Annotated in this window: 26 protein-coding genes; all 26 read right to left on the reverse strand. The window is 47.9% G+C overall.

Going from position 1 to position 26,561, the window contains the following annotated elements; translation table 11 throughout:
• Window positions 1-4: 4 nt before the first annotated feature.
• Window positions 5-1,516: a flagellar biosynthesis protein FlhF gene (gene flhF / locus OU793_RS16670; RefSeq protein ID WP_005457694.1), complete on the reverse strand. Its 1,512-nt coding sequence runs from the start codon at window positions 1,514-1,516 to the stop codon at window positions 5-7.
• 28 nt (window positions 1,517-1,544) lie between these two features.
• The gene (gene flhA / locus OU793_RS16675) at window positions 1,545-3,644 is read right to left on the reverse strand and encodes a flagellar biosynthesis protein FlhA (protein WP_005494370.1); all 2,100 of its coding nucleotides are present in this window, start codon (window positions 3,642-3,644) and stop codon (window positions 1,545-1,547) included.
• A gap of 229 nt (window positions 3,645-3,873) precedes the next feature.
• On the reverse strand, window positions 3,874-5,004 hold the full coding sequence (gene flhB / locus OU793_RS16680; protein WP_005457645.1) for a flagellar biosynthesis protein FlhB: 1,131 nt from the start codon (window positions 5,002-5,004) through the stop codon (window positions 3,874-3,876).
• Between the two features lie 9 nt (window positions 5,005-5,013).
• The gene (gene fliR, locus OU793_RS16685) at window positions 5,014-5,796 is read right to left on the reverse strand and encodes a flagellar biosynthetic protein FliR (protein ID WP_005481059.1); all 783 of its coding nucleotides are present in this window, start codon (window positions 5,794-5,796) and stop codon (window positions 5,014-5,016) included.
• Window positions 5,797-5,804: 8 nt separating this feature from the next.
• Window positions 5,805-6,074, reverse strand: a complete 270-nt coding sequence (gene fliQ, locus OU793_RS16690) for a flagellar biosynthesis protein FliQ (RefSeq protein WP_005457784.1) — start codon at window positions 6,072-6,074, stop codon at window positions 5,805-5,807.
• A gap of 26 nt (window positions 6,075-6,100) precedes the next feature.
• The gene (fliP, locus tag OU793_RS16695; RefSeq protein ID WP_025587919.1) at window positions 6,101-6,970 is read right to left on the reverse strand and encodes a flagellar type III secretion system pore protein FliP; all 870 of its coding nucleotides are present in this window, start codon (window positions 6,968-6,970) and stop codon (window positions 6,101-6,103) included.
• On the reverse strand, window positions 6,957-7,370 hold the full coding sequence (gene fliO, locus OU793_RS16700) for a flagellar biosynthetic protein FliO (RefSeq protein WP_005457659.1): 414 nt from the start codon (window positions 7,368-7,370) through the stop codon (window positions 6,957-6,959). The genes fliP and fliO overlap by 14 nt, the downstream gene beginning before the upstream one ends.
• A gap of 1 nt (window position 7,371) precedes the next feature.
• Window positions 7,372-7,782, reverse strand: a complete 411-nt coding sequence (fliN, locus tag OU793_RS16705) for a flagellar motor switch protein FliN (RefSeq protein ID WP_005457660.1) — start codon at window positions 7,780-7,782, stop codon at window positions 7,372-7,374.
• A gap of 51 nt (window positions 7,783-7,833) precedes the next feature.
• Entirely contained in the window at window positions 7,834-8,880 is a 1,047-nt protein-coding gene (gene fliM / locus OU793_RS16710; RefSeq protein WP_005457756.1) for a flagellar motor switch protein FliM, read from the reverse strand.
• Window positions 8,881-8,887: 7 nt separating this feature from the next.
• Complete coding sequence (gene fliL, locus OU793_RS16715) at window positions 8,888-9,391, reverse strand: flagellar basal body-associated protein FliL (RefSeq protein WP_005457696.1); 504 nt, start codon at window positions 9,389-9,391, stop codon at window positions 8,888-8,890.
• A gap of 49 nt (window positions 9,392-9,440) precedes the next feature.
• The gene (locus tag OU793_RS16720; RefSeq protein ID WP_140118579.1) at window positions 9,441-11,372 is read right to left on the reverse strand and encodes a flagellar hook-length control protein FliK; all 1,932 of its coding nucleotides are present in this window, start codon (window positions 11,370-11,372) and stop codon (window positions 9,441-9,443) included.
• A gap of 174 nt (window positions 11,373-11,546) precedes the next feature.
• Window positions 11,547-11,990, reverse strand: a complete 444-nt coding sequence (gene fliJ, locus OU793_RS16725; RefSeq protein WP_005457733.1) for a flagellar export protein FliJ — start codon at window positions 11,988-11,990, stop codon at window positions 11,547-11,549.
• Between the two features lie 6 nt (window positions 11,991-11,996).
• Window positions 11,997-13,316, reverse strand: a complete 1,320-nt coding sequence (gene fliI, locus OU793_RS16730; RefSeq protein WP_020838662.1) for a flagellar protein export ATPase FliI — start codon at window positions 13,314-13,316, stop codon at window positions 11,997-11,999.
• A 3-nt stretch (window positions 13,317-13,319) separates the two neighbouring features.
• A complete protein-coding gene (gene fliH, locus OU793_RS16735; protein ID WP_029856598.1) occupies window positions 13,320-14,120 on the reverse strand; it encodes a flagellar assembly protein FliH in 801 nt (266 codons plus the stop codon).
• Window positions 14,121-14,190: 70 nt separating this feature from the next.
• On the reverse strand, window positions 14,191-15,246 hold the full coding sequence (gene fliG / locus OU793_RS16740) for a flagellar motor switch protein FliG (RefSeq protein ID WP_005457745.1): 1,056 nt from the start codon (window positions 15,244-15,246) through the stop codon (window positions 14,191-14,193).
• Complete coding sequence (gene fliF, locus OU793_RS16745; RefSeq protein WP_005457713.1) at window positions 15,239-16,981, reverse strand: flagellar basal-body MS-ring/collar protein FliF; 1,743 nt, start codon at window positions 16,979-16,981, stop codon at window positions 15,239-15,241. Before fliF ends, fliG begins: the two co-directional genes overlap by 8 nt.
• A 14-nt stretch (window positions 16,982-16,995) precedes the next feature.
• Window positions 16,996-17,307, reverse strand: a complete 312-nt coding sequence (gene fliE, locus OU793_RS16750; RefSeq protein WP_005457685.1) for a flagellar hook-basal body complex protein FliE — start codon at window positions 17,305-17,307, stop codon at window positions 16,996-16,998.
• Window positions 17,308-17,433: 126 nt separating this feature from the next.
• Entirely contained in the window at window positions 17,434-18,843 is a 1,410-nt protein-coding gene (locus OU793_RS16755) for a sigma-54 dependent transcriptional regulator (protein ID WP_023585362.1), read from the reverse strand.
• A 36-nt stretch (window positions 18,844-18,879) separates the two neighbouring features.
• The gene (locus tag OU793_RS16760; protein WP_005457625.1) at window positions 18,880-19,911 is read right to left on the reverse strand and encodes a PAS domain-containing sensor histidine kinase; all 1,032 of its coding nucleotides are present in this window, start codon (window positions 19,909-19,911) and stop codon (window positions 18,880-18,882) included.
• A gap of 176 nt (window positions 19,912-20,087) precedes the next feature.
• Window positions 20,088-21,554, reverse strand: a complete 1,467-nt coding sequence (locus tag OU793_RS16765; protein WP_005481102.1) for a sigma-54 dependent transcriptional regulator — start codon at window positions 21,552-21,554, stop codon at window positions 20,088-20,090.
• Between the two features lie 288 nt (window positions 21,555-21,842).
• Window positions 21,843-22,253 (reverse strand): flagellar export chaperone FliS, encoded by a 411-nt coding sequence (fliS, locus tag OU793_RS16770; RefSeq protein ID WP_005433081.1) that lies wholly within the window; start codon window positions 22,251-22,253, stop codon window positions 21,843-21,845.
• 12 nt (window positions 22,254-22,265) lie between these two features.
• Window positions 22,266-22,571, reverse strand: a complete 306-nt coding sequence (locus OU793_RS16775; protein WP_005457717.1) for a flagellar protein FliT — start codon at window positions 22,569-22,571, stop codon at window positions 22,266-22,268.
• 3 nt (window positions 22,572-22,574) lie between these two features.
• The gene (gene fliD, locus OU793_RS16780) at window positions 22,575-24,575 is read right to left on the reverse strand and encodes a flagellar filament capping protein FliD (RefSeq protein WP_021822575.1); all 2,001 of its coding nucleotides are present in this window, start codon (window positions 24,573-24,575) and stop codon (window positions 22,575-22,577) included.
• Window positions 24,576-24,595: 20 nt separating this feature from the next.
• A complete protein-coding gene (gene flaG / locus OU793_RS16785) occupies window positions 24,596-25,030 on the reverse strand; it encodes a flagellar protein FlaG (RefSeq protein ID WP_005457768.1) in 435 nt (144 codons plus the stop codon).
• An 80-nt stretch (window positions 25,031-25,110) separates the two neighbouring features.
• A complete protein-coding gene (locus OU793_RS16790; RefSeq protein WP_005457770.1) occupies window positions 25,111-26,241 on the reverse strand; it encodes a flagellin in 1,131 nt (376 codons plus the stop codon).
• 117 nt (window positions 26,242-26,358) lie between these two features.
• A partial coding sequence (locus OU793_RS16795; RefSeq protein WP_208036444.1) for a hypothetical protein occupies window positions 26,359-26,561 on the reverse strand: 203 nt, incomplete at its 5' end.

The following is a 26,561-nucleotide window of genomic DNA, read 5'->3' on the forward strand; positions in this document are numbered from 1 at the left end:
CGCCCTAGAGTCCTTCGTTGTCACTGTTCCAAAAGTGAGGTTCGTTCTCTGTCGACTTCTCTAACAGTTCGTTTGCTTTCGCAAGCATGTATTTTGGTTGTGCTATCACAATGTCTTCAGGCACGCGCTGGCCATTAGCTATGTAAGCCACTGGCATTGCGTTTTGAATCACCACACTAATGAATTCACCTAAACTTAATGACTCATCAAGCTTAGTGAGAATACAACCCGACAGCGGAATGCGTCGGAAGTGATCCAGAGTTTCTTGTAGAACTCGACGTTGTGCGGTAGCTGGCAAAACAAGGTAGCTATGAATCACTTCACCACTCTCTTGCATTAGGGTATCGAGCTGCTCGGAAAGCCTCACATCTCTTTGTCCCATCCCTGCCGTATCGACCAAAATCAGTCTTCTGTTTCTTAGCTGATATATAACATCGGCTAATTCGTTAGAATCTTTAGCAACTCTTACAGGACAACCCATAATTCTCCCGTAAATGGAGAGTTGCTCATGCGCACCTATGCGATATGTATCTGTTGTCACAAGGGCCACATTGTCGGCACCGTATTCCATGGCTGCGCGTGCAGCAAGCTTCGCGACAGTTGTCGTTTTTCCGACGCCTGTAGGGCCAAGCAATGCAACCACACCACCACGTTTTAAAATATCTTGCTTTGGTATGTTAATTTGATCCGCAACGAGTGACAGCAACGCCTTCCACGCACGTGCAGGCTTGGTGTCTTCTGGGATGTAACATGCCATTTGGTCTGCAAGCTCAGGAGACACGCCCATACGCTCTAAGCGTTTGATAAGCATGGCTCTTAATGGCTCACGACGTTCCACTTCTTGCCACATTAAGCCGGAGACTTGATGTTCCAGCAGACGACGAATCGAGGTCATCTCTTCGCGCATGTTCTCCAGCTCTTTTGCTGACTCGTCACGCTCTTCAGAGGATGGGCGACGACGGTCATAGCGCGTAGGATCTAACTTTGGCGTTGGTCGCTCAAAACGGTTATCTTGAGCAATCAATTTCGCCAAAGGAGAGTCCGGCTGGTATGGCACGGGCTTTTCTTGGTTGTAGCTTTCGCGGTGCTTATTTTGGCGTTGCAATAGGGCTGATAACGAATCTTCGTTTTCCGCAACATGATCGTCAGATTCTGCTGCGCCACCACTGTATTGCTTCAGCATGTTCGCGAATCGCTGTGTCATCGAGCCTGATTTTTCTTTGCTGTTTTGTAGGCTAATTTTATCTTCATCTAAACTGCGATCTTGAAAACGATCGGCCGCTGATGACGACATTTGACGATGTTCGTTATAGCGATTCGATTGAGAAGCACCACGATTTGATTGCGAAGAAGCACTGGATGAAGACGGATTGGATTCATTATCCACTGCAGCAACAATCGCTACACCGCCTGCCACTTTCTTGTTTGACATGATCACCGCATCTGCACCCAACTCCTCTTTCACTTGGAGCAGCGCTGATCGCATGTCTTTGGCAAAAAATCGCTTTATTTTCAAACTATGAATCCATTAATGATGCGTGAGATTAATTACCCACGGCTTGCACAATTCTGATCTGTTTTTCATCCGGTATTTCTTGATAAGACAGTACCCGGAGATTAGGTATTGTGTTTTTCACAAACTTAGCCAGTGTGGATCGCAACACGCCAGACGTAAGTAGAACGGCAGGTTCGCCCTTCAACTCTTGCTCTTGCGTTGCATGGCTTAGTGAAGACTGCAAACGTTCAGCGAGTCCTGGCTCAATGCCAGCAGATTCGCCTCCCGAGGCTTGCATAGTTTGATGCAATATTTGTTCCAGCTCAGGAATCAAGGTAATCACAGGCAATTCTGGCTCTATACCATTGATTTCCTGAACAATTAGGCGTTTCAGACTGATTCGAACCGCCGCTGTTAATATGTCAGGTTCTTGACTCTTACTTGAGTACTCAGCCAAGGTTTGTACGATGGTACGAATGTCGCGAATTGGAATGGCTTCATTCAACAAATTCTGCAACACTTTCACCACCACACCTAATGGGAGTTGATCCGGTACGAAGTTCTCCACCAATTTCGGTGCACTTCGGCCTAGCATCTCCAATAAATTCTGTACTTCTTCATGACCAATCAACTGCGATGCGTTGTTGGTTAATAACTGACTTAGATGCGTTGCCAATACCGTCGATGAATCCACCACGGTATAACCGAGAGCCTGAGCGTGCTCGCGCTGCTCTTCACGAATCCACACGGCTTCTAGGCCGAATGCCGGGTCCATGGTCGGTTCGCCATCAATCATGCCGTAAACCTGACCAGGGTTAATCGCCAGTTCTTGATCTGGGCGAATTTCCGCTTCACCCACCGCAACACCCATCAGGGTAATTCTGTAGCTGTTTGGCGTCAGCTCAAGGTTGTCGCGAATGTGTACAGCTGGGATCAAGAAACCAAAATCTTGTGAGAGCTTTTTACGAACGCCTTTCACGCGCTCTAATAACTCTCCGCCTTGGTCACGATCCACCAGCGGGATTAATCGATACCCCACTTCTAAACCAATAATATCAACAGGTTGAACGTCATCCCACGACAACTCACGTTGAGAAATCGGCTCGCTGCCATCTTCTGCTTTCGCAGGTAATGCTGGTTCTTTTGCTTTCTGCTTCTGACGCTTGTCAATCAAGTAAGCACCCGTGCCAGCAGCAACGGCCAACGTTAAGAAAGCAAAATGCGGCATGCCCGGTACGATACCCATCACGCCCAAAATTGCCGCCGTGATCATCAACGCTTTCGGGTTGTCGAACATTTGGAAAACCAGCTGCTCGCCCATGTCTTCATCGGTGTTTTGGCGCGTTACCATCATCGCCGCTGCAATCGACAGCAATAACGATGGAATTTGAGCAACCAGACCATCACCAATCGTTAGCAAGGTATAGATTTGGATCGCTTCACCAAAGCCTAACCCGTACTGCGCCATACCAATCGACAGACCGCCGATGATGTTGATAAACAGAATCAAAATACCGGCTATCGCATCGCCTTTTACAAACTTGGACGCACCATCCATTGAGCCGTAGAAATCTGCCTCTTTGGTCACTTCAAAACGACGCACGCGCGCTTGCTCTTGGTCGATAAGGCCTGCGTTTAAGTCCGCATCAATCGCCATCTGTTTACCAGGCAACGCATCAAGGGTGAAACGAGCGCTCACCTCAGAAATACGCCCCGCACCTTTGGTCACAACCATAAAGTTAATGATCATCAAGATGAGGAAGACGACCAAACCGACTGCGTAGTTACCGCCAATTACAACGTTACCAAACGCCTCGATAACGTTACCTGCCGCATTGCCCCCTTCATGGCCGTGAAGTAACACGACACGAGTAGACGCAACGTTCAGCGCCAAACGCAACAACGTTGCGATCAGCAGTACCGTCGGGAACGCGGCGAAATCTAACGGGCGGCGTGTGTATACCGTCACCAACAACACCACCATGGCTAAGGCGATGTTAAAGGTGAAGAACATATCCAGTAGGAACGCGGGTATCGGTAATACCACCATCGCAAGGGTGGCCAAAACCATGACAGGCGCGCCAATAGCTGGCATCTCACGCTGACGAATTCGTGGCAATTTATCTGCAAACGGCAGGCTTAACTTCATACTGCGAGGTATCTCAATCGAATTGAAGCGTCACGCGAATACGCACTTTAATACGTATGTCTAATGTTTATACGCGACCACTTTCGCCTAAAAGTTTAGGTATAGTTGATAATTAGTCGACTTAAGCAATCTATGTACCAAAATCAACGCCAAAATAATGACTCAAAGCTAAATAACAGCACAATCCATTGATTGTTTTATATTTTTCTTAATTTTGCTTTTTGCACGATTAATGACGATGTTCCGGCGGGATTGGCAAGTCATAATCTTGAATTTTCGGTCGCTGACCACCACGTTTGCGGTACTGTTTTAACTGGAACACAAACGCCAGCACTTGCGCGACCGCGGTAAACAGACCGTCAGGAATTTCTTGTTCCAACTCAGTGGTATGGTAAAGCGCACGTGCAAGTGGCGGAGCAGGCACAATCGTAATGTCATGCTCACGTGCCACTTCTCGAATTTTCATCGCCATGTGATCCGTACCTTTCGCAATCACGACTGGCGCACGATCTGTTTTCTGCTTATAACGCAGCGCCACTGAATAGTGCTCCGGGTTGGTGACAATAACGTCAGCTTGAGGCACATCGGCCATCATCCGGCGTTGTGCCGCTTCCCTTTGCAGCATACGAATACGACCTTTCACCTCTGGCTTACCTTCGGTTTCTTTGTATTCGTCTTTCACTTCTTGCTTGGTCATCTTCAACTGATCGGCGTGCTGCCAAATCTGGAACGGTATATCGATGGCCACAACAATCAATAACGAGCAGCTGATCAACAAGATGAAGTTGAGCAAAATATCCAGCGCGTGGAAAATGTTCTGCGGGTAAACATCCATGCTAAGTTGGATCAAATCCGCTTGCGACGCTTGGATCAAATACATGGCAACGCCTGTCACCAACACCACTTTCAAGATCGATTTGATCAGCTCTACCCAACTTTGCATGCCCACCATGCGTTTTAAACCGCTCAGAGGGTTCATTTTAGACAGCTTAGGCATTGCCGCTTCGGCAGAAAAGCTAATGCCCCCAACCCCTGCAGCACCAATCGTCGCCGCCACAAACAAAGTGATAAGGATGAGAAACAGTGGAAAAAGCAAATCTGTCATTGCGCCTAATGCGATATCAAATAGCTTTGTGGTATCAAAGATTTCGTCGCGTTTGAGGTCGAACAAACGACTCATAATGGAAAACAGCGAACGTGCGAGTGACTCGCCAAACCACATAAGAGCGATAGCACCCACAATCAGCACTGACGCCGATGCGAGCTCTTTGGAGCGTGCGACCTGCCCCTTTTCTCTGGCTTGTTGTAACCGTCGGGGCGTGGCTTCTTCGGTGCGTTCCTGACCGTCTGACTCTGCCAAACTAGCCTCCTAACAATCCAAGCGAATGAGGCTACAAATCTGCTCCTCACCCAATGCCCAGTACAATTCATAATGACTGTATAGACCAGCCAAGATGTACCAGCAAATCAATAGACCCACCATCAATGCAAACGCAAAGCCGAGCGAGAAAATGTTCAGCTGAGGCGCGGCACGCGTCATTACACCAAACGACAAGTTGATAGTAAGCAGCGCGATGATGCCTGATAGCGACATACTCAGAGCAGTTTTGAACATAATGCCAAGCCAACCCGCCATATCACGAAAATCCACCGCGGTAAGCGTGCCCGACCCTATCGGTAGGGTTTTAAAGCTGAACACCACTAGTTGCAGCATTTTTAAGTGACCATCGGTTGCGAGGAAAAACATGGTGGTCAAGAACATGAATAATTGACCAAGCAATGGCGTGTTCTGACCATTGGCAGGATCGACCATCGACGCAAAACCTAAGCTCGATTGCATACCAAGGATTTGCCCGAGCAACACAAACGTTTGGATCATAAATTGCGTCACCATGCCCATCGCGACGCCAATGATCATCTGCTCTGCGATGGTCATAAAACCACGAAATGAGAGCAGTTGAATGTCTTGCGGAACGGCAGGAATAGCTGGCATCACGGCAAAAGTAATCGCAAGGCCGAGATACAAACGAATACGAGGAGAAACAAAGCGAGCGCCAGTAACGGTCATTACCATCAACATCGACGAGATACGAACGTACGGCCAAAAATAATTGGCTATCCAGTCTAAGATGATTTGAGTAGGATACTCCATACCAGCCTCTAGTACAGAACCTGAGGCAAGCGCTCAATCAAGCCGAAGAAATATTCCATCAGCATTTGCGTCATCCAGTGACCAAACAGCATCAAAGCTAACAAAGTCACGATCAAACGAGGTAAGAAGCTTAACGTCTGTTCGTTAATTGACGTCGCGGCTTGAAAAATCGCCACGACCAAACCGATGAGCAAACTAGGGATAATAATGGCACAGACCATGATCAACACCATCCACAGTGCCTCACGGAAAAGCTCGACAAACATTTCAGGAGTCATGTCTTACCTCTTTTCTCTGTGCCAATCTAAAGGGCGAAACTGCCGGCTAAGGTCGACAATATCAAGTTCCAACCATCCACCAACACAAACAGCATCAACTTAAACGGCAGCGATACAATCATTGGCGATAGCATCATCATACCCATGGCCATCAAAACCGATGCCACCACCAAGTCGATGATCAAGAACGGCAGAAACAACATGAAACCGATTTGGAACGCCGTTTTCAGCTCCGAGGTGATAAAAGCGGGAATCAACACCGCCATCGACACATCTTCTGGATTGGTTACTTGCTCGCCCGACATATTTACGAAGGTTTCCAAATCCTTAATGCGCGTTTGCTTAAGCATGAAGGCCTTCATCGGCACTTGCGCTGCATCGAATGCTTCGCGCGCTGTCACTTGTTCGTTGAGGTATGGCTGGATAGCCGTGTCATTGATTTCGTTGAGCACAGGAGACATGACAAAGAAGGTCAAGAAAAGCGCGATGCCAATGATCACCTGATTCGATGGTGTTTGTTGTAAGCCCATCGCCTGACGCAGAATCGACATTACCACCACAATTCGGGTGAAAGACGTCATCAAAATCACCATTGCTGGCAAGAAACCCAGCATGGTCATTAAGGCGAGAATTTGCAACGTAACAGAATAGTCTTCACTGCCATCCGGATTGGTGGTCATGGTGAAAGCTGGAATACCAGCACCGTTGCCAACCGACATAGAGCGACTTGCTCCGGTATCGCTTTGCATGGCCTGAACCGTCACACTGCTCCCTTCTGCTAAATTCGCAGGCAGCGGTGATTCCTCTGCCTCAGCAAACGAAAATGAAGAAAACAGCACGCCAACCAGTAGCACCACAGTGCTAAAAAGCAGACGGATTGGATTACCCTTTGTCATTTTTCTTGATCAGTTGGCTGAACTGACTGGCAAAAGCATTGGTCGCCAACTCTTCCTCTTTCAATGGCTTTTCTAGCTTGGCTAAGGTTTGGATCGATTGACTGGTGATGCCCACCAAAAACTGCTCTTCTCCAACCTGAACCACAGCGATTCGCTCTTTGGTGCCGACAGGTAATTGGCTCACGATGCGTAAACCTTTTTGCTGCCCTAACGCCGGCACTTGCATGCGTTTAAGCAACCATGCCAACAGCAAAATGACACCAATAACCAGCACAAGTGAACCCAAGGTGGTCGCTAAATCGAGATTACTTGGTGCAGCCGCAAATGCATAAGGAGCACTCAGCATTAAACCGAGTGCTCCTGTGATTTGCTTCAATCTCTTTGTGATTGAACTTGTCATATTAACGCAGCTTTTTGATGCGTTCAGTTTGGCTGATCACATCAGTCAAACGGATACCAAACTTGTCGTTCACTACCACGACTTCACCATGCGCAATCAACGTACCGTTAACCAAGACATCAAGCGATTCACCCGCTAGGCGGTCTAGCTCTACGACCGAACCTTGGTTCAATTGCAATAGGTTACGAATGCTGATTTGCGAACGTCCCACTTCCATCGAGATGGTAACGGGAATGTCCATGATGGTATCGAGTTTACGACGTTCATCGTCGGTAATTGGTCGAGAAGTATCTTTCAGCTCTTCCAGTGGCGCTGCCAATACTTCATCTACATCAATAGAAGGTGCAGACGGGTCTTCGCCAAGAGCGGCTGCCCATTCGTCTGCTAGCTTTTGATCGTCACTTGGTTCCATTTTTCTATCCTGTGTTAAGCCTTACTCAATCAAATCAACGAGTAAGGAGTCTTAATCATCTCTATCATCGTCATTCTCAAGCTCAGACATGATATCTTTGCCCAAGAAGGCTAAATCAGTTTTCACTACGTGTGGGCGTTCAATCTCTTGAGAGACTTGCACTGCAAGCTTGTCTTCAGAGCGACCCATTTTTACGCGGTAAGTCGGTAAATCTTCGATAAACATGGTAGCGTGCTCAGGCATTTCAATCGGAATAATGTCGCCTGGTTGCAGCTCCATCAAATCGCGCAACGATATATCTTTTTCCAGCAAGTTCACTCGGAAGTTTACCGGACAGTCCATGATCTCTTCGCGCAGCGCTGAACTCCAACGTACGTCAGTTTCCATCTTGTCCGACTGAACACCAGCATCGAGCAACTCGCGGATTGGCTCGACCATGGAATACGGCATTACGACATGGAAGTCACCGCCACCGCCATCCACTTCAATATGGAATGAGCTCACGACAATCACTTCGGTCGGGCTCACGATGTTTGCCATACTTGGGTTTACTTCAGAATCGAGGTATTCAAACTCGACGCCCATGACTGGCGACCACGCTTCTTTGTAGTCTTCAAATACGATTTTCAGCAGTAGCTGGATAATGCGACGCTCAGTTGGCGTAAATTCACGGCCTTCGATTTTGGCGTGGAAGCGGCCATCGCCACCAAAGAAGTTTTCTACCAGAATGAAGACGAGACGTGCTTCCATGGTAATCAATGCCGTACCTTTAAGAGGACGGAAGCGAACCATGTTCAAACTGGTTGGCACGTACAACGTATTTTGGTACTCGCCAAACTTCATCATCTGTACGCCGTTGATCGACACTTCGGCCGTTTTGCGCAGCATGTTAAACAGGCTGATCCGCATGTGTCGTGCAAAACGCTCGTTAATCAGTTCGAGCGTTGGCATTCGACCACGGACAATCCTGTCTTGAGACGAGAAATCGAAACTGACGGCACCTTCCGTGTCGTTATCTAAGGGCTCATCAATGTCATCAACATCATCAACCCCGTGCAGTAGCGCATCAATTTCGTCTTGGCTTAATAGATCGGTCACGTTTTACCTATTGAATAACAAAATCTGTAAACAGTACTTTTTCAATCACTGGCTTGCCGACCGCAGCATTTAAAGCTGCTTTAATATCTTCGGAAGCTCGGTCTCGCAGTTCCACTCGACCCGTTGGAGAACGAAGCTGCTCTACCGTTGCCGATGCAAATGTTGATAACAAAGAGCTCTCAACCAACGGAGAATGGTAACGCGCCAACTGCTCATTCTCAGAGCCACGTACCATAAGCTGCGCTTTGATTTGCACCAGTCTATCGCGACGGTCACCCGTCACGTTAAAAATGAACGGTTGCGGAAGATTCACGTACGCAATTGGGTTAGCCGCTGCGGCCTGTGTTTGCTGCGACTCCGCCTCTGCGGCTTGAGCCGAATCATCCGATCCCATTAAAAAGAACGCCGCCGCGCCACCACCACCGAGCAGAACCACGACTGCAATAATGATGATCAGTAGCTTGCTTTTACCTTTTGGTGCATCGGCACCTTGTAGCTGTTCTTCTGCCATTGTTTTCTCTAGTTATTTGTTCTTGTTCAAGATGGTTGAGGTTACGACATTAGGCGTAAAAACTAATTCCATCACGCTTTGAAACCACATTCAAATCAAGATTCACGTCGGCATCAAAGTTTTCGTCTGACTGGCCAGAAAAACCGCGTCCAGACGTGCCTTGGCCATTTTGTTCAGCCGCTGCGTAACCACTTTGCTGTTGTCCACTGCTTTGCTGCTGAACCGAGGAATCCGCCAGTTGCATCCCTTGTTGAGCCAACATTTCACGTAAACGAGGCAACGTTTGTTCAATAATGTCACGCGCTTGGGGGTTGGTAACCGTAAAATGCACGTTGGCCAAATCGTTGTTCATCGTCATGCGAATTTGCATACGGCCAAGCTCTGGTGGGTCAAGTCGGATGTCGAGGTTCTTCAAGTTCTTCGACATCATCATTTGTACTTTTTCCGCCACTTGCTCATTAGCGAGCTCTTTTGTTAATTGCAGAGGCAGTTGCGCTTGCTGAGCGGCTTCCGCTCGGGTTTGCTGTTGGGCTGCTACACCTTGTTGACCTGCTGCCGCTTGCAGCTGTCCTGCTAATCCGTATTGCGACTCTGGCTTATCTTGCTGGCTCGCCGTAGCTTTCAACGCACCTGCACTTAACGCGGCATTGATCGCTTTGTGGCTCACTTCCCCATTAGCAGCCATTTGAACTGCTGGGTTGAAATTATTCGCCACCAGCGCATCAGGCATTGGTGCGGATGCAAGTTTATCGGCATGTTGAGCCATTGGCGCTTGCGCAGCGGCGTGCTTCATCTCTTGCGCGTTTACGTATTGTGCTTGTTGCCCCATCGCGACTGTAGCGGCTGTTCGTTCACTGCCGTTTCGTACATTGTTATGCTGCGTTGTATTTTGCTCCGCAAGAATGGCTTTCACGTCCGTAGGCAGCGCAACCAACTGGGCTAGCTCTTGCTCAGGAATATCCGCGACGACGTCACCCGTTCTCAAACCTTCAATGACATTGATTTCTTGTTCGCTCAGAGGTTTGCCTTGCGCCAACTTGGTATCAATGACTTCCAGCTCATCAATTGAAACCAGCTGAACCGCCTGACCTTCAAAGCCGAGCGTCTCAGGGTCAAGTGACACCGAACCATCCAATGCACCTGAGGTGTTCGCCTGAGCTTGTTGCATTGCTGAAGTATCCATTACAGGAGGCGCAGTCAGGTTTTGCCATTCAGTTGATTGAGATTGTAGCTTCTCAATATCAATCGGCTTTCCATTGGCATCTAAGATTGGTTCCAGTTGCTGCTCGGCCGCCAAATTTACTTGCTCAACAGAAGGCGTCGATTGCAACGCTGCTAGCGCTTTTGCGTCATCTGTTTCGACCAGTTTCGACACTGGAGCAGAGAAAGAGGTTGCTTGCGTCGTCTGTAGAGGCAAACCCTTGCCGCTATCAACAAAAGAATCATTGGTTTGCAATGCTTGGTTCGCTTGTTCAATACGACCGAGTAGTTGCTGACCTTCTCCCATCGCACTGGCCACCGCTATCTTATCTTGCGAGTCTGTGTTCTGAGCGCTTTGTTTTGAATCCAACTGAGCCTCTGACTCCATTGGCGACAAAGCTTGCTTCGCTACGACGGGGGCTTTACCTTCTTCTTGAAATGCTTCCGAAGTTTGCTCGGATTCGTCAGCAACGGCTTTTACGCCTTCATGCTCTAGCAATGCATCAGCCGCTTTTCCGTCGACACTCTCACGGTTCGCGACTGATTCTTGGCTCTCGCCATTCTTCTCGACCGTTTCACCTTCTGTGGCGCTAACGTCGGTCTTTGCATCTGTACTTGCTGTTTGAGTGACCGCTTTTTCTGCTTTTTGTGAACCTGTAAAAACTCCCGCTAAGGTTTCAAAAAAACCTTTGCTTTCAGAGCTTTCTGTAGGTGCTTTTGCGGAAGACTCAGAAACCGAGGTCTTGCTAGTCGCAGAAACATTAGACAAATTCACATTCATAAAAACTTTCTCGTTTTTAGCTACGCCTTTTTATGGCGTGACCAGATTGCCCATCAGAGGCAAAATTAGATAATTAAACCATGAATTTGCAAAAATCACGCCAACGCATAAGGCTATTTTCCTGACGAACAACGCACACGAAAAGAGTGGAAGCGAGATCAACTCCAACAAAAATTAGAACGGCTTGGCCTTACGGCTAAACAACAGCGTGGAAAACTCATCCATTTGCTTTTGCTCACGTTTGGCTTCCGCGATTTGCTTTTCTTTCGCTTTCTTTTCGATCATCCACTCGTAAGACATGCGTTCTTGGCGCATCTTGAGCCAGTAGTCTTTGCAGTTTTCGACTTGTTCTTTGAAGTGATGCTCTGCTTGCTTTTGCTTTGATAGTGTCTCGTCAAGCTGACATAAGAATCGGTTGAGATGCCCGTATTGGCTGGCGGTTAAACCCGCTTGACCACGATCCACCAACTGCTGGCAGTAATCGAGACGATATTTCTCGATTTGCTCAACCTGACGGTAATAGTCTTCAAGCTCAGAGCGCGCTTTGTTCAGCGCAAGTACGGCTTGGTCTTCGCGCTCTTTGGTCTGCTCAAGTAGGAATTCCATCGCATTATTCATACGCTATTACCCACCCAAAATACTTCTGAGCATATTGACGCACATGTCGTATGGCACCGATTCTTTCATACGCTGCTGCAAGTATTCGTCTAGCTTCGGCTTTAATGTAAATGCGCCATCGATAGCCGGATCGGTGCCCGGCTTGTACGCCCCAATCGACACCAAATCTTGATTTTTGCGACAAATAGACAAGACCTGACGTACCGCTTTCGACATCAACACATGTTCTTCGGTGGTGATCTGAGGCATCACACGGCTGACCGATTTCTCGACGTCAATCGCAGGGTAATGACCCGCGTCTGCCATTTCACGCGACAAAACAATGTGACCATCGAGAATGGCACGAGACGCATCGGCGATCGGGTCTTGCAGATCGTCACCTTCGGTTAAAACGGTAAAGAAAGCGGTGATCGAGCCTTGCTCTGGGCTGCCATTACCCGCACGTTCCACCAGCGCAGGCAACTTGGCAAATACCGAAGGCGGATAACCTTTGGTGGCTGGCGGTTCACCAACCGACAAGGCAATTTCACGCTGCGCTTGAGCAAAACGGGTCAGTGAATCCATCAGCAACAGTACATCCAAACCTTGGTCGCGGAAGTACTCGGCAATCGTAAGTGCCGTTTGACACCCCTTCAAACGCATCAACGGAGATGCATCAGCTGGTGCAGCCACCACAACTGAGCGACGACGTCCGTCTTCGCCCAAAATCTCTTCAATAAACTCTTTAACTTCGCGTCCACGTTCACCGATCAGACCTACCACCACCACTTGCGCCGTAGTGCCTCGTGTCATCATGCCTAGCGTGACCGATTTACCCACACCAGAACCCGCAAACAAACCAATACGCTGGCCTTTGCCTACCGTCAACAAACCGTTGATCGCTTTTAAGCCAACATCGAGTGGTTCAGAGATCGGTTTTCGTGCCAGTGGGTTGATGGGTTCCGCATTAAATGACGCACGGTGCTCAGTGTAAATCGGGCCAAGTCCATCCAGCGGATTGCCCACGCCATCAATAACGCGGCCAAGCAGCTCCATACCGACAGGCAAACCTGCTTCGCTGGTAAGTGGCGTCACTTTTGCACCGGGCAAAATACCGGTGATTTGCTCACTCGGCATCAAATACAAGTTGTCACCAGAAAACCCAACTACTTCGGCTTCCATGTGACCAGACATGGTTTCAACCAAACATAGACTGCCGATCGGCGCACGACAGCCCGTTGCTTCTAAGGTCAAACCAACAACGCGCACCAATTTGCCAGAAGCGACCGGGCGCGTGGTTAAGCCTTCAACTTTGTAGTTTTTGAGGCGATCGGCCAAAGCTTGCATGGATTACTCGCCCTCTTGGTGACGGTTCGCGCCACAAAAGCTGTGCAGCACACTCTTGATGCGCTCTTCCATGCGGTAGTTAATGCTCGATTCGCCTGCTTCGATTTGCACATCGCCACGATTAAGTGATGGCTCAGAAACCAGTTTCCAGTTACGGCAATCTAAATCTTCTTCACCATACGCAGAGCGAATGATGGCAACATCTTCAGGGTTGAGATGCAATGTGATTGGATGGCCAGAAATCGGCAGCGCTTCTACCGACTGCTTAACCGTATCGAGGATAATTTGTGGATTGGTTTGAACCTCAACATGCACCACTTCTTTGACTAAGCACAGCACCATGTCCACCAGTTGCTTCTCTACCTGAGCATTCATCAGCTCCAAAGGTTGAGCAAACTGGTTGGCGAGATTCATAAACACTTCAACCTGCTGTTGAATAAACTCTTGGCCAGCAGAAACGCCTTCTGCTTTACCCAGCTCTAAGCCCTCGGCATGGCCTGCTTGCAAGCCTTCTTCTTTGCCTTTGTCGTACCCTTGCTTAAAGCCAGCTTCTTGACCTTGGTACAAACCTTCTTGATAAGCGCCTTGCTTGATCAGTTCGATCTGTTCTTCTGTCAGTTCAAGAGCTTGCTCTTCTTCTGGCTCGTCAAAGTTTGGCACCCAGCTAGGATCATAGTTAAACGCAGTCTGTTTGGCTTTTTTTTCCTTTGAATCGCCATAGTCGGGCAAACCCCAACGTTGCGGTTCAATCAGCGCATCATCTTCATCAGGACGGATAAATCCACGTTTTCTATCGCCAGCCATGGGTTACCTACTGTGTATTAGATTTGAAGTGAAGGTGCCCCGCAACAAGAAGGTCGCAGGGCTATAGAGATTATAAGAACTCGTCTGCGCCGCCAGAAAGCATGATTTCGCCAGCGTCGGCCATACGACGAGCAATCGCCAGGATTTCTTTCTGCGCCGCTTCTACATCTGCCACACGTACTGGTGGCATCGCTTCGATGTCGTCACGCATCATCTCAGCGGCACGCTTAGACATGTTCTTGAAGACTTTCTCACGTAGAGAATCATCGGCACCTTTAAGTGCTTTTTGTAGAACGTCTTGCGGTACATCACGCAGCAATTTCTGAATACCTTGGTCGTCCACTTCGACCAAATTCTCGAAGACGAACATAAGGTCTTGGATTTGCGTCGCCATGTCTTCGTCTTGGTCGCGGATTTGTTCCATCAAGATACCTTCGACGTTGTTGTCTAGGTAGTTCATGATCTCGGCTGCTGCCTTCAGGCCGCCAATTTTGGCTGCTTGTGCACCCGCTTGACCCGCGAACTGCTTCTCCATGATCTCGTTTAGCTCTGCCAATGCTGATGGCTGAACCTCTTCAAGGTTGGCAATACGCATCATCAGATCCAAACGCACACGCTCTGGGAACTGAGAAAGAATTTCCGCTGACTGATCCGCTTCCAAGTACGACAATACGATGGTTTGAATTTGCGGGTGTTCGTTGACGATAATGCTTGCCACTTGGCGTGGGTCCATCCATTTCAATGAATCCAGACCTTTCGAACCGGTACCCAGCAGAATTTGATCAACCAAGTTGTTCGCTTTGTCTTCTCCCAGCGCGGCCACCAAGGCATTACGCATAAAGTCTTCGCTGCCCATACCAATGTTGGTGTATTTCTGGATATCTTCCAAAAACGTACGGTGCACCGCCGATACTTTCTCTTGGCTTAAATCTTTTGCACGCGCCATTGCACTACCAACGCGCTGTACTTGTTTCGGTTCTAAATGACGGATGATGCCAGCCGCATCTTGCTCATTCAGACTTAATAACAAAATGGCCGCTTTCTCTTCACCAGTAATGGTGGAGGCATCAAACTCAACTGGCATGCCTGCGCCGTTTTCATCTTGAGGTACGATATCGTTAGCCATTTTCGTTCATCCAGTTTTTCACAACTTGAGCCGCTAGCTCTGGTTCGTTCGCTACAAGTGCACGAACCGCTTTCAGTACGTCTTCATCTTTATGAAGGTTAGGCAGATCGATACTTGAACCAAATTCAAACAGCTCACTGCTTTCAATGTCGCTACCAATTAGGCTGGTTTCGCCATCGGCACCAATTGGCAAGCCGTCTGGGCCGTACATTTCATCGTCGTCATCACCAGCTGGGTTAAGCAGTTTCTTCATTGCAGGGCGAACCAGTACAAGCACAACCACGATGATAACTAAAGCGCTGGCGAACCAACGAACCCAATCGTTGAAGTTCGGGTGTTCCCAAATTGGTTGGTCAACAAGCTGCTCGGTTTCTGGCTCGGCAAACTTGACGCTCAATACGTTAAGTAAATCACCACGAGATTGATCAAAGCCGACGGTGCCAATCAACACCTGACGAATCGCGTTGATTTCACCTTCCGACATTGGTGTGTAAGTCACTTCACCTGTATCTGGATTAACTTGGCGACGGTCTTTGATGGCAACTGAAACAGTCTGGCGCGCCACGGTGCCCGTTTGCTTACGCTCATGGCTAATCGTGGTATCTAGCTCGAAGTTGCGGGTCGATTCTTTACGTACAGAGCCTTGCCCCATTACCGATCCGTCTTTCATTTGCGCGACGTCTTGCGGAATAGAAGCATCCGCCGGAGGCTGATTACTAAGCGCCCCCGGAATGCCAGCTACCATGTTGCCGTTGTTGTAATCTTCTAGCGCGTACTCACTGCGGGTCGATGGCGTATTTGGGTCGAAACGTTTACGAGTTTGCTCAACCGCACTGAAATCCATTTGGATATCCACTTGCGCGGTGTAGTTACCAAAACCAAGAATAGGCAACAGAACAGAGTCGATTTTTTCACGCAATGCTTGTTCTTGGCTGCGTTCTAACTCTTGCTCTTTACGACGCGCGGCAGACGCCGGATCTTGCGAACCAGAGCTCAACAAACGTCCATGCTGATCCGTGACGGTAATGCGCGATGTCTTCATGCCTGGAACAGCACTCGCGACCATATCGACAATCGAGTCCACTTCTTGCTGCTTGAGGTTGGCGCCTGTCGATAGCGTCAAAAATACTGAGGCGGAAGCTTCTTGGTTATGACGCACAAACACACTGTGTTTCGGCAACGCCAACAACACTCGCGCTTTGCGAACCTGCTTCATTTCTTCTATGGCTTGAGCTAGCTGACGCTCACGGCTGAGCTTAAGACGTTCTTGCTCTAGGCGCTGAGAAACACCAAAGCCCATGTCTTGCAGCAGAATGTCATCACCCGCTTCGGTCGCTTGATTGACGCCCGAACGTACCATGCCTAATTTGATTGAGTTGTACTCGCTCGACTCCACCGAAACGGTATTACCATCGAGTTTGTAATTGATTTTTTGCTGGTCAAGGTAATCCAGAACAGGGATCAGTTCTTCAGTGTCGTAAGCGCCAAGCGGACGCATTTCTGGTTCTTTTACCCAGAAGAACAACATCACGATTAACGCAACACAGATAGAGATCGATAGCACAAGCACGACCTGTCGAAGCAAATCGAGGTCGCCCACGGCCATATCGAATTTTGATGCACTGCGCTCTTCTAAATCTGGATTTTGGCTTTCCACATCCATATCGGAGCTAGAAACCAGTGCGCCATCTGAGCCGCCATCAGTGACGGTTAAATCTGTAGACTTGTCTGCCACACTTATTACCTAAATTACACTGGCATGTTCATGAGGTCTTTGTAGGCCTCAACGAGCTTATTGCGGATTTGAACAGTGGCTTCAAAAGCAACACTGGATTTGTTACGAGCAATCATGACGTCAGATAAGGAAACATCGGCATCACCACGATCAAAACGCGTTTGTAGATCGCCAGATGATTTTTGAAGTGAGTTTACGTTATTGATGGCTTTGGTTAGGAGATCATTGAAATCTGCACCCACTTTCGCACCCGTTCCTGTCGGAGTGGTGTTGGTCGCTTCAACCATCATGGCGCGCATTTCGGCCTGGATACCATCAACTTTCATTATCACCTCTGAGCCAAAAGTTTGACTATCTATTTAAACTAAATATTGACACAGCAATTTATGTGCCATAAGACGCCAGCAGTATAGTTTACTCACACTTTTGTCTTATGGCTACGCGTGTGAAACCTAACTCGGAATATCTATACCCGCGTCACGCATTTTGGCAAGTTTGTAGCGCAGAGTACGTGGGCTTATGCCCAATTTCTCTGCCATTTCTTTGCGTCGGCCATTACATTCCACCAAGGTTTCTAGAATGATCGCGTACTCTTGATCGCGCAGCTCGCCACCCAATCCCTCGCCGCCAGTGTTAACGCGGTTGACGGATTCAGCTTGAGCAACAGGCTTGACATCAGGGACCAATGTTTCTGCACTTTGCACAACGTATTGCAAGCTGTTGGCATCTTGCCAATCCACGCCTTCTAGCAAGATGTGCTCTGCACCGATATCGCCGTTTTCACTCAAAATCAGCGCGCGTTGTACAACGTTATCCAGCTCTCGAACATTACCTGGCCATGGGTACTGCAATAGTTTTTCCACTGCAACTGACGAGAACTGAGGAACAGGCATACCCATTTTGCTACAGTGACGCTCGGCAAGATGCTTCGCAAGTGGCGCAATGTCCCCTTTACGCTCATTCAGCGCTGGCCATGCGATTGGGAACACATTCAGGCGGTAGTACAAGTCTTCACGGAAATTACCCTCCGACACATACTGTTTGAGATCACGGTTACTGGTCGCTAACACACGAACATCTAGCTTGATGCTCTTACGGCTACCAAGACGCTCTACTTCGCGCTCTTGTAGAACACGCAATAACTTCGCTTGCAGGTTTAAGTCCATCTCGCTGATTTCATCAAGTAAGATTGTGCCGCCTTGCGCTTGCTCGAACTTACCCGGACACGCTTGAACAGCACCAGTGAATGCACCTTTTTCGTAACCGAATAGCGTCGCTTCCAGCATGTTGTCAGGAATCGCCGCACAGTTAATCGCAACGAATGGGCCGTCTTTACGGTTTGATGCTTTGTGAATGTAACGCGACATCACTTCTTTACCTGAACCGCTTGGGCCTAAGATCATCACGTTCGCATCAGTGCGAGCCACTTTGTCAGCCAAAGCAAGTAAGCGCAGACTCTTTTCATCAGCAACGACAGCATCACCGTTGTCATCACTTTTGATAGGAGCATAACGGCTTACCATATTAAGCAGCACTTCTGGCGCAAATGGTTTCGCCATGTAATCAATCGCGCCATCTTTCATTGCAGAAACGGCATCTTCGATATTGGCGTAAGCCGTCATTAGCAACACTGGTAAGTTCGGCCAATTTTGTTTGATGTTACGCAGCAGCGCTAAGCCACCCATACCTGCCATTTGCACGTCAGATACCACGATATCAACCGCATTTGATTTCAGCTTTACTAATGCGTCTTCTGCACTATCGGCTTCTAACCATTCATACCCTGCCAGAGCCAGAGTATCCACGAGGGCTTCACGAAGACCTTCGTCGTCTTCTACGATCAGCACTTTGCTTTGCGCCATTCTGATTCTCCAGTAATTGTTATTACCAGAAGCCGCTTATTGCGCTTCTGATTGCACTCGCTCCAGCGGAATGCACATGGTAAAGCAGGCTCCATCACCCTGCTCTGAAATAAGTTCCAATCGGCCGTCATGGGCACGGCAAACCATTTGAACGACAGCCAGCCCTAACCCGGTTCCTTGAGAACGCGTGGTAAAAAATGGCTCCATAATTTTGGCCTGTAGTTCTTGTGGTACACCCGGGCCGCTGTCTTGCACAGAAATGCGCAGTTCACCGTTTACCGGGCGGAAAAAGATGTCGATTTGCGACTCTTTGCCTGACATTTGAATCGCGTTCATCACCAAGTTACTCAGTGCAGAGGCGATAGCATTCGCGTTGCCAAGCAATTCGGTCTGTTCTTCTTCTACTTCGAGGAAGTAATCAATGTTGTTGTTTTTAAGAGCGGTTTCGACCATTGGTTGGTATTCAGCAACCAATTGAGCAATCGTAAATGGCTTAATGACTTTATTATCACCACCTTTGGCAAAAAGCAGCATATCATTAACCTGCTTCTCCAAATCGTGCAGTCGATCCATTAATTTACTTTGGAAGCGCTCTCTCGTCGCTGGCGGAAGATTAGGCGCGCCCAAATTAGAGGCGTACAACATTGCGCTCGACAGCGGCGTTCTCACTTGATGCGCTAGCGATGCAACCATACGCCCTAATGAAGAAAGACGTTGTAGATCACTCACACGAGCTTGCAGTAAACGGGTTTCGGTTAAGTCGGTGATGAGGATCAGCTGCCCTGTCGCGGAGGCAGAAATCGCCAAACGCACTTTGCGACCATTACGCAGTGACACTTCGTGGCCATCATCTTCACGCGGATCAAAAGCCGCTTGAATGATGTTGAACCATTTCTCGTTAACCAGTGGGATTTCTAGAATTCGGTGCGCCTCGGGGTTTGCTTCTCGCACAACACCATACGTGTCGAGCAAAATAACCCCTGCGGGCATCACATCCAATACCTGCTTATAGCGCTCAACTTGGTTTTCTACTGAGTCTAAATGGGATTGGTTGGTGTTATTGTCCATTCACTGCCTGTCGAAATATCGCCACTAAAAAGTAAAATAGCTTGGTAAGCAATTAGCGTACCAAGCTATTTTTTATATTTATCATGACGTTATGTTATCGACAATAAGTTGACACCGAGAAATGTCTGATTTTAATGTCAGAAAAGATAACTTTTGTGATTGAACTGAAGCTCGATCTAACGCTGCAAATTATACTTGCGCATTTTCTCAACCAACGTTGTACGGCGCATACCCAGCATATCTGCAGCCCTTGCAACGACCCCACCTTGCGCTTCTAACGCTTGGCTGATCATGTTGACTTCCAAATCTGCTAATAGCTCTTTTAGGTTCACCCCTTCTGGTGGTAACGCTTGAGGCGCATTCATGTTGTGATCCAGATCGCTTTGCTCGTCAAAGCTGAAATCTTCCGAGAAGATGTCTTGGAACACATCGCGCTCTTGCTCTTCAATCGAAGTGAACGGATTACCTTCAGGTTGGAACTCTGGAATATCACTGTAGCGATATTTCGTCGGAAGATGGTTCACATCAACCAGACTGTTTGGGTACAAAATGATCATGCGCTCAACAAGGTTAGCTAACTCGCGCACGTTACCCGGCCAGTGGTGTTCCATCAAAGAGTTGATCGCACGCGGCGTGAAACAGATTGGCTGGCCGCCTTCGGCTTCCAGACGTGTCATCAGCTCCTGCAATAACAATGGGATATCTTGCTTACGCTCTTTTAGCGCTGGCATTTCGATTGGGAAAACGTTCAAACGATAGAACAAATCTTCACGGAACGTGCCCTCTTCGATCATGCTTTCCAGATTACGGTGTGTCGCAGCAACCACACGCACGTTGACTTTGATTGTCGAGTTTCCGCCAACTCGCTCAAAACAACGTTCTTGAAGTACACGCAATAACTTCACTTGCATCGACATTGGCATGTCACCAATTTCATCAAGGAAGATCGTGCCACCGTCTGCTAATTCAAATCGACCTTTACGCGCCGTTAACGCACCAGTAAACGCGCCTTTTTCGTGGCCAAACAATTCGCTTTCGAGTAGCTCCGGTGGGATTGCACCACAGTTAATTGGCACAAACGCACCATTGCGGTATGACGAATGGTAGTGAATGTTACGTGCTACCACTTCTTTACCCGTACCCGATTCACCAAGGATCAAGACATTGGCTTCTGTACCCGATACTTGCTCAATAAGATGACGAACTTCTTGAATGCCGCGACTCTGCCCTACTAAGCTACGAAACAGCGTGTTTTTACGCGCACTAGCAACAACATTGACCCCTTTACGGCCAAGAAAATCTTTGCAGTGACGTAACGCTTCACTAAGCTGTGGGTAATTTAGCGGTTGCTCTAATTCGCCAACAAAGTTTGGGAGATCGTCCACAGGCAAAGGAAAGCTGCCCAAGACAAGAAGTGGGATATGGTATGCATCGTTGAGACGAGCCATCACGGCAGTTGCCGCTCGACCTGCTGAGATATTGCCAACGATACAGCCTGACCATACGCTAGACCAATCAACATCGCCTAGCTGTTCAGAACCGACAGCTTCGCAACTTTCTCCAACAAATTCCAATATATTGCTTAAATTCAAACGACTTGATGCGTCATCATCAATTACAAGCAGCTTTGCCAAACCTTGCATAAGTAAGAATGATTGCCTTTATTTTAGGTGCGTTGCGGCCAAACCTGGATTTGCGCAATTGGGTGCTAAAGAAGGCGGAAACACCACACTCAATTTACGATCGACAAAATAGGAAAATCAGCAACAAAAAAAGCCATTAGGGCTACTAATGGCTTCTATTTTATTTGAATATGAAAATAAGGCAACCAAGCAATATAGAGGTGTGAGCTCGATTGTAACTTTCATGCGCAACTTGTTGCTAATGCAGTCTTAATGTTTTAAGTCGATCCTAAAGCATTGTTTTGATTATTAAATGCCGACTTCTGCTGCTGTCAAGTTGTGGAACTCTGTTGGGATCTGATCCCAAGCCGATTTAATCTCACGAATAATGTCAATAACGTCGTCGATCGGCTGTGGATCATTCTGGTGGTTTGCCGCAGAAATCTGCGTGATCATAAACTCATACAATGAATCTAAGTTTGAAGCAATGTCACCACCATCTTCCATCGACAAACAGCTGCGTAGCGCAATAATAATGTCGAGTGCTTTACCTAAACGCTCGCCTTTTGCTGGGATATTGCCTGCTTGCATGGCTGCTTTGCCTTGAATAAGGCGCTCAATTGCACCAGCCATAAGCATTTGAATGACTTTGTGCGGAGAAGCCGCGCTCAGCTGGCTGTCGACTGATACTTTTTTGTATGCTTGCAAAGAACCGCGCATAGTAATCCTCTTTTAAATAAATTTTTTGTACTGCTGAAGCGAACGTTGGCCATAACGGAATTTGTGAAGCTCTTTTCCGACCTTTGACGTTTCTGATTGCATCAGCTCGACAATTCTTTTGGTACGAGTCAGCAAGTCTTGCCACTCTGCATCCTGTTTTACCAAGGGATTTTGTTGAATAATTGGTAACAGGTTTTGCAATAACCGTTCCCTGATATCGACCAAGCGAAGAATTTCTTCAGTATTAAAGTCAACTTTTTCCAGCTCTTGCGTAATTAGTTGATCTATATCACTAATTTCTATGAGTTCATTTTGCATTTATTAACCTAACGCACTCATAAGAGCCCCAAGTTGACCCTGCATCTTACCTGTCGCGTCTTGCATCGCGGTAAATTTCGCATGGGTACGCTTTTCCAGCCCTTCCATGCGGCGATCTAATGCCGCTTGGTCATCATTCAAACGGTAGTTTTGTTCTGTGAGACTTTTCTCTCGCGTACGAATGCTACCCGTAATACCGGTGATGCCGTGAATCGCATCTTCGATACGCTTCGCAAAACCAGTGTTACCACCGAAGAATTTTTCTAACTCGTTGAAGTTATTGTTCAACTGACGGTCAAGCATGTCATAGTTGATTTCAAGCGTGCCTTGACGCGTCGTGGTGATACCAAATTCTGTCAATGATTTCAGATTTTCTGGTGCTTGATCGATTCGGCTTGAAAAGACGGCTTTCAATCGTGAATCGGCACTTCGCACCGTGCTGTCACCAGCTAGCGGCCCTTTTTGGCCGGTAGTTGGGTCCACACTCGAGAGTGCTTGCGAAGTTTGATAAAACGAGTTGTACGCCGAAACAAAGTTTTCGATGTCGCTGCGTACACTTTGACGGTCGTACTCGACACCGATTTCTGCCGGCGGCTTGTTTGGTTCTGACTTGCCTTTAAGTGTCAAATCTACGCCTTCAATGGCATCTTCAATTACGTTGTTATGGCTTGAAAGTTTTGCCACGCCGTCAAGCAGCACTTCAGAGTCTTGCCCCGCTTGTACCTCTGTCATACCAAGGTATTCTTCGAATGAGGATTGCGCTTTTGCGATTTTGGCTTCTGCTTCGTCGATTTTTTCTAGACGTTCACGCTCTTGAGGATCGAGTTTCGCACGATGAATTTGCTTGGCTTGCTCTTCGGAAAGCTCACCACGTTCGACTTTTGCGTCGAGTTCTTGCTTTTCATCCGCAATTTTCTGCTCGATTTCTGCTTTTTCTTGTTCTAGGAGCTGCTTAGCTTCTTTGGTCGTAACGTAAGAATCCGTCAATGTGCCTGAGGCGGCATTATTCCAACCTGGAACATCCGGCGCTTTCTCTATCGCCTTTTCGTCCAGTTCCAGTTCTGGCTCTTCGTATGAATCCAGCAAGGTGCCTGACGCAGTTTCTGTCCAACCTGGAATGCGCTCTTCAGGTCGCAAGCTCGAACGTTGATTGGCCTTATCAATGGCTTCTTGTCCGGCTTTAGCAGCCTCTGCACCAGCAGCAGAGATCGGCTCTTGCGATGCATCATCTTGTGCATTATCTGCCGCTTTTTGCGCTTCTGGAGGTAGAGGGTTGCCGTTCTCATCCAGAATTTCTGGTTGATCCGGTTGTTGCGGAGCTTGTAATGGCCCTAACACTTCTTCTGCCGCAGCACGTGCTTCTTCAAGCGCATTAACTCGGTCTTCAAGTGTTTGGTATTCGAAATATTTCAGAGGGTTGCCTCTTTCGGCTTCCACGCTGACTTTGATTTGATGATCCTTACCAGAGAGGTTTGAGGCAAGGATAAGACGCGGTCCTTCGACATCATTAATGACGGAAGCACGAACGCCAGGGTTGTCTTTAGCGCCATTGATGCCGCGTACGACATCGATGAGCTTAGATCGAGAACGAACCTCGATATTAAAACGGTCATCACCAAGCGAAATCTGCAGCTTACCAGGACCAAATTTTGCGTCTTCTGGCAATACGTCAGAAGCGACTTTGTGGCTCTGTGCAAGCTGCAACACATCGATAGCATACTTACCGGCTATAGCGTCAGTGGTTGCGGTGGCCGATACGATATTGTCGTCCGTGGTTTCAACCGTGCGGACGGCAAACGCTTTCTCCTGACGAAAGTTCGCCATGAGATTTTTCATCGTATCCAACGATTCTCTGAGTCGCCCATAGGCACTGATACTGGCATTGATTGTCGTGCGATCGTTGTCGATGCGTTGCTGCTTAGGCACACGTTCCGCATCCACAATTTTGCTGACCATGGAATTAATATCCATGCCGCCAGACATCCCCACAGGGCCTAAACTCATTAAATCACCTCAAAAACGACTTACACTTTTTCAACTAACAAACCGCTGTTAGCTGTGTGCTCAGCTAGGCGACGCAATACCACTAGCAGTTCTTCATCAGGAAATTGACGAATCACATCACCAGTATTGGTTTCGTAAATCGTCACAACGTCTCTGCCGGATTCTTCATCCACACGAAACGCCACTCCTTTGTTGATGGACGAGACAAACTCATTCATTTGTTCGACCATTTTTTCACGTTCTTCTCTGTTTAGCTCCTGACGGCTTTCCGCCATCTCGATTGCCGCTTGAACAGAGAAGTCGTGCTCGGTGCCTTTCGCTTTTTGCGGCGAAACGTCACCGGTTGAACTTGCTGTGCTAGGCGTACCTATGCCGTTGCCATTTTTATTTGCAACATTTGTGCCATTCGGTGTGCCGTAAGGCTGGATGTTCGATGCGTAGGAGGATATTTCCATTACAATCTCCCTTCCACCTTATGAGCTAACGATAGGATCTATCGTTTTGGTGACCTAAGCACTAGGCTGGGTCGACCTTGTTAGCCCAACAAGCTTAGCGCTGCAGATGGTGACTGCTTCGCTTGAGCCAGGATTGAAGTACTTGCTTGCTGAAGAATTTGCGACTTAGTCATCGCTGTTGTTTCTTTCGCGTAATCAGTATCTTTAATACGGCTGTTAGATGCATTAACGTTTTCGTTAATGTTGTCTAGGTTGCTGATTGCGTGGTTGAAACGGTTCTGGAAAGCACCTAGTGACGCACGTTGGCTGTCTACTGATTTAAGTGCACCGTCGATAACTGCTACAGCTTCTTGAGAGCCTGCAACCGTTGTTACGTCGATGTCTTTAACCGTTACGTCTTTCGCATCACCAAAACCGATCTCGCCAGCTAGGTTGCCAGAGAACTCAACTTCACCATTTACTTTCTGAGTAGAAGCAAATACTTGTAGCTTGCCGTCTTCACCAACAGACGCTTTTACATCTTCGCTTTGACCGTTGATGTAAGTTGCTAGCTGCTCGATGTCGTCGCCTTGCTTAGCCTTGATGGTAAGTTCTTTCTCTTCCCCTTGTTTGTTGGTGTAGCTCATTTTAAGCTCAGTTTTATCACCAACTGTCCAAGATGCATCTTTACCTTCTTCTGCTGAGTAGCTCTTACCACCCATTGCTGAAGTATCAGAACGTAGGCTGCCCATAGAAAGCATTACAGCTTCGCCAGAGTCCGCACCGATTTGGAAAGATTGAGTACCGTACGTACCGTTAAGCAGTTTGTTACCACCGAAAGAGGTTGTTTCAGCGATACGGTTTAGTTCGTCGTTTAGCGCTGTTACTTCTTCTTGGATCGCTACACGTTCTGCTTTTGAGTTAGAACCGTTCGCAGATTGAAGCGATAGGTCACGCATACGTTGTAGGATGTTGGTAGATTCATTCATTGCACCTTCAGCAACCTGTGCAATGGAGATACCGTCGTTCGCGTTTTTCACAGCCATGTCTAGGCCACGGCTTTGAGCGTTCAAACGGTTTGAAATCTGTAGACCTGCAGCATCATCTTTCGCGCTATTGATTTTATAACCCGAAGACAAACGCTCCATTGATTTTTGTTGACCTTCAGCCGCGTGGTTTAGGTAACGCTGTGCGGTCATCGCAGAAACGTTAGTATTAACGTTAATCGCCATAATTGATCTCCTTAAGGCTTAGTGAATGTACCGTCGTGTCTCTCACCTCACTTAGGTACATCTCATTTCTCTCAGTCCCTTTAACGGCGACGTATGCATATCCTTTAGGAGAAATTTTCAATTTTTTGCGATTATTTTCTTTGGCTTACTGAAGTGTGATGAAGCTCTAATATTGTCTTTGATGAATACCTTCGCTCTTTTAAAGGCAGAAAAAAACCCAGCCGAAGCTGGGTTTACTCGCTCATCTCTCACCACGAGCCAATGAGGTTCTCGTCTTAGGTTTAAAATTAACCTAGAAGACTTAGCGCTGAGTTTGGCGC

It is taken from the genome of Vibrio sp. VP6 (assembly GCF_028823755.1).
GTDB lineage: Bacteria > Pseudomonadota > Gammaproteobacteria > Enterobacterales > Vibrionaceae > Vibrio > Vibrio parahaemolyticus.

Bases quoted from the DNA above. Each gene is read 5' to 3' on its own strand.
- fliQ (WP_005457784.1), bottom strand. From the start codon at position 6,074: ATGACTCCTGAAATGTTTGTCGAGCTTTTCCGTGAGGCACTGTGGATG.
- OU793_RS16720 (WP_140118579.1), bottom strand. From the start codon at position 11,372: ATGAATGTGAATTTGTCTAATGTTTCTGCGACTAGCAAGACCTCGGTT.
- fliR (WP_005481059.1), bottom strand. From the start codon at position 5,796: ATGGAGTATCCTACTCAAATCATCTTAGACTGGATAGCCAATTATTTT.
- OU793_RS16790 (WP_005457770.1), bottom strand. From the start codon at position 26,241: ATGGCGATTAACGTTAATACTAACGTTTCTGCGATGACCGCACAGCGT.
- OU793_RS16775 (WP_005457717.1), bottom strand. From the start codon at position 22,571: ATGCAAAATGAACTCATAGAAATTAGTGATATAGATCAACTAATTACG.
- flaG (WP_005457768.1), bottom strand. From the start codon at position 25,030: ATGGAAATATCCTCCTACGCATCGAACATCCAGCCTTACGGCACACCG.
- fliE (WP_005457685.1), bottom strand. From the start codon at position 17,307: ATGAAAGTTGATGGTATCCAGGCCGAAATGCGCGCCATGATGGTTGAA.
- OU793_RS16755 (WP_023585362.1), bottom strand. From the start codon at position 18,843: ATGGCGCAAAGCAAAGTGCTGATCGTAGAAGACGACGAAGGTCTTCGT.
- flhA (WP_005494370.1), bottom strand. From the start codon at position 3,644: ATGAAGTTAAGCCTGCCGTTTGCAGATAAATTGCCACGAATTCGTCAG.
- fliG (WP_005457745.1), bottom strand. From the start codon at position 15,246: ATGGCTAACGATATCGTACCTCAAGATGAAAACGGCGCAGGCATGCCA.
- fliJ (WP_005457733.1), bottom strand. From the start codon at position 11,990: ATGAATAATGCGATGGAATTCCTACTTGAGCAGACCAAAGAGCGCGAA.
- fliN (WP_005457660.1), bottom strand. From the start codon at position 7,782: ATGGAACCAAGTGACGATCAAAAGCTAGCAGACGAATGGGCAGCCGCT.
- fliH (WP_029856598.1), bottom strand. From the start codon at position 14,120: ATGGCTGGCGATAGAAAACGTGGATTTATCCGTCCTGATGAAGATGAT.
- OU793_RS16765 (WP_005481102.1), bottom strand. From the start codon at position 21,554: ATGCAAGGTTTGGCAAAGCTGCTTGTAATTGATGATGACGCATCAAGT.
- fliI (WP_020838662.1), bottom strand. From the start codon at position 13,316: ATGCAAGCTTTGGCCGATCGCCTCAAAAACTACAAAGTTGAAGGCTTA.
- fliO (WP_005457659.1), bottom strand. From the start codon at position 7,370: ATGACAAGTTCAATCACAAAGAGATTGAAGCAAATCACAGGAGCACTC.
- fliD (WP_021822575.1), bottom strand. From the start codon at position 24,575: ATGAGTTTAGGCCCTGTGGGGATGTCTGGCGGCATGGATATTAATTCC.
- fliL (WP_005457696.1), bottom strand. From the start codon at position 9,391: ATGGCAGAAGAACAGCTACAAGGTGCCGATGCACCAAAAGGTAAAAGC.
- fliP (WP_025587919.1), bottom strand. From the start codon at position 6,970: ATGACAAAGGGTAATCCAATCCGTCTGCTTTTTAGCACTGTGGTGCTA.
- fliS (WP_005433081.1), bottom strand. From the start codon at position 22,253: ATGCGCGGTTCTTTGCAAGCATACAAAAAAGTATCAGTCGACAGCCAG.
- OU793_RS16760 (WP_005457625.1), bottom strand. From the start codon at position 19,911: ATGGACAATAACACCAACCAATCCCATTTAGACTCAGTAGAAAACCAA.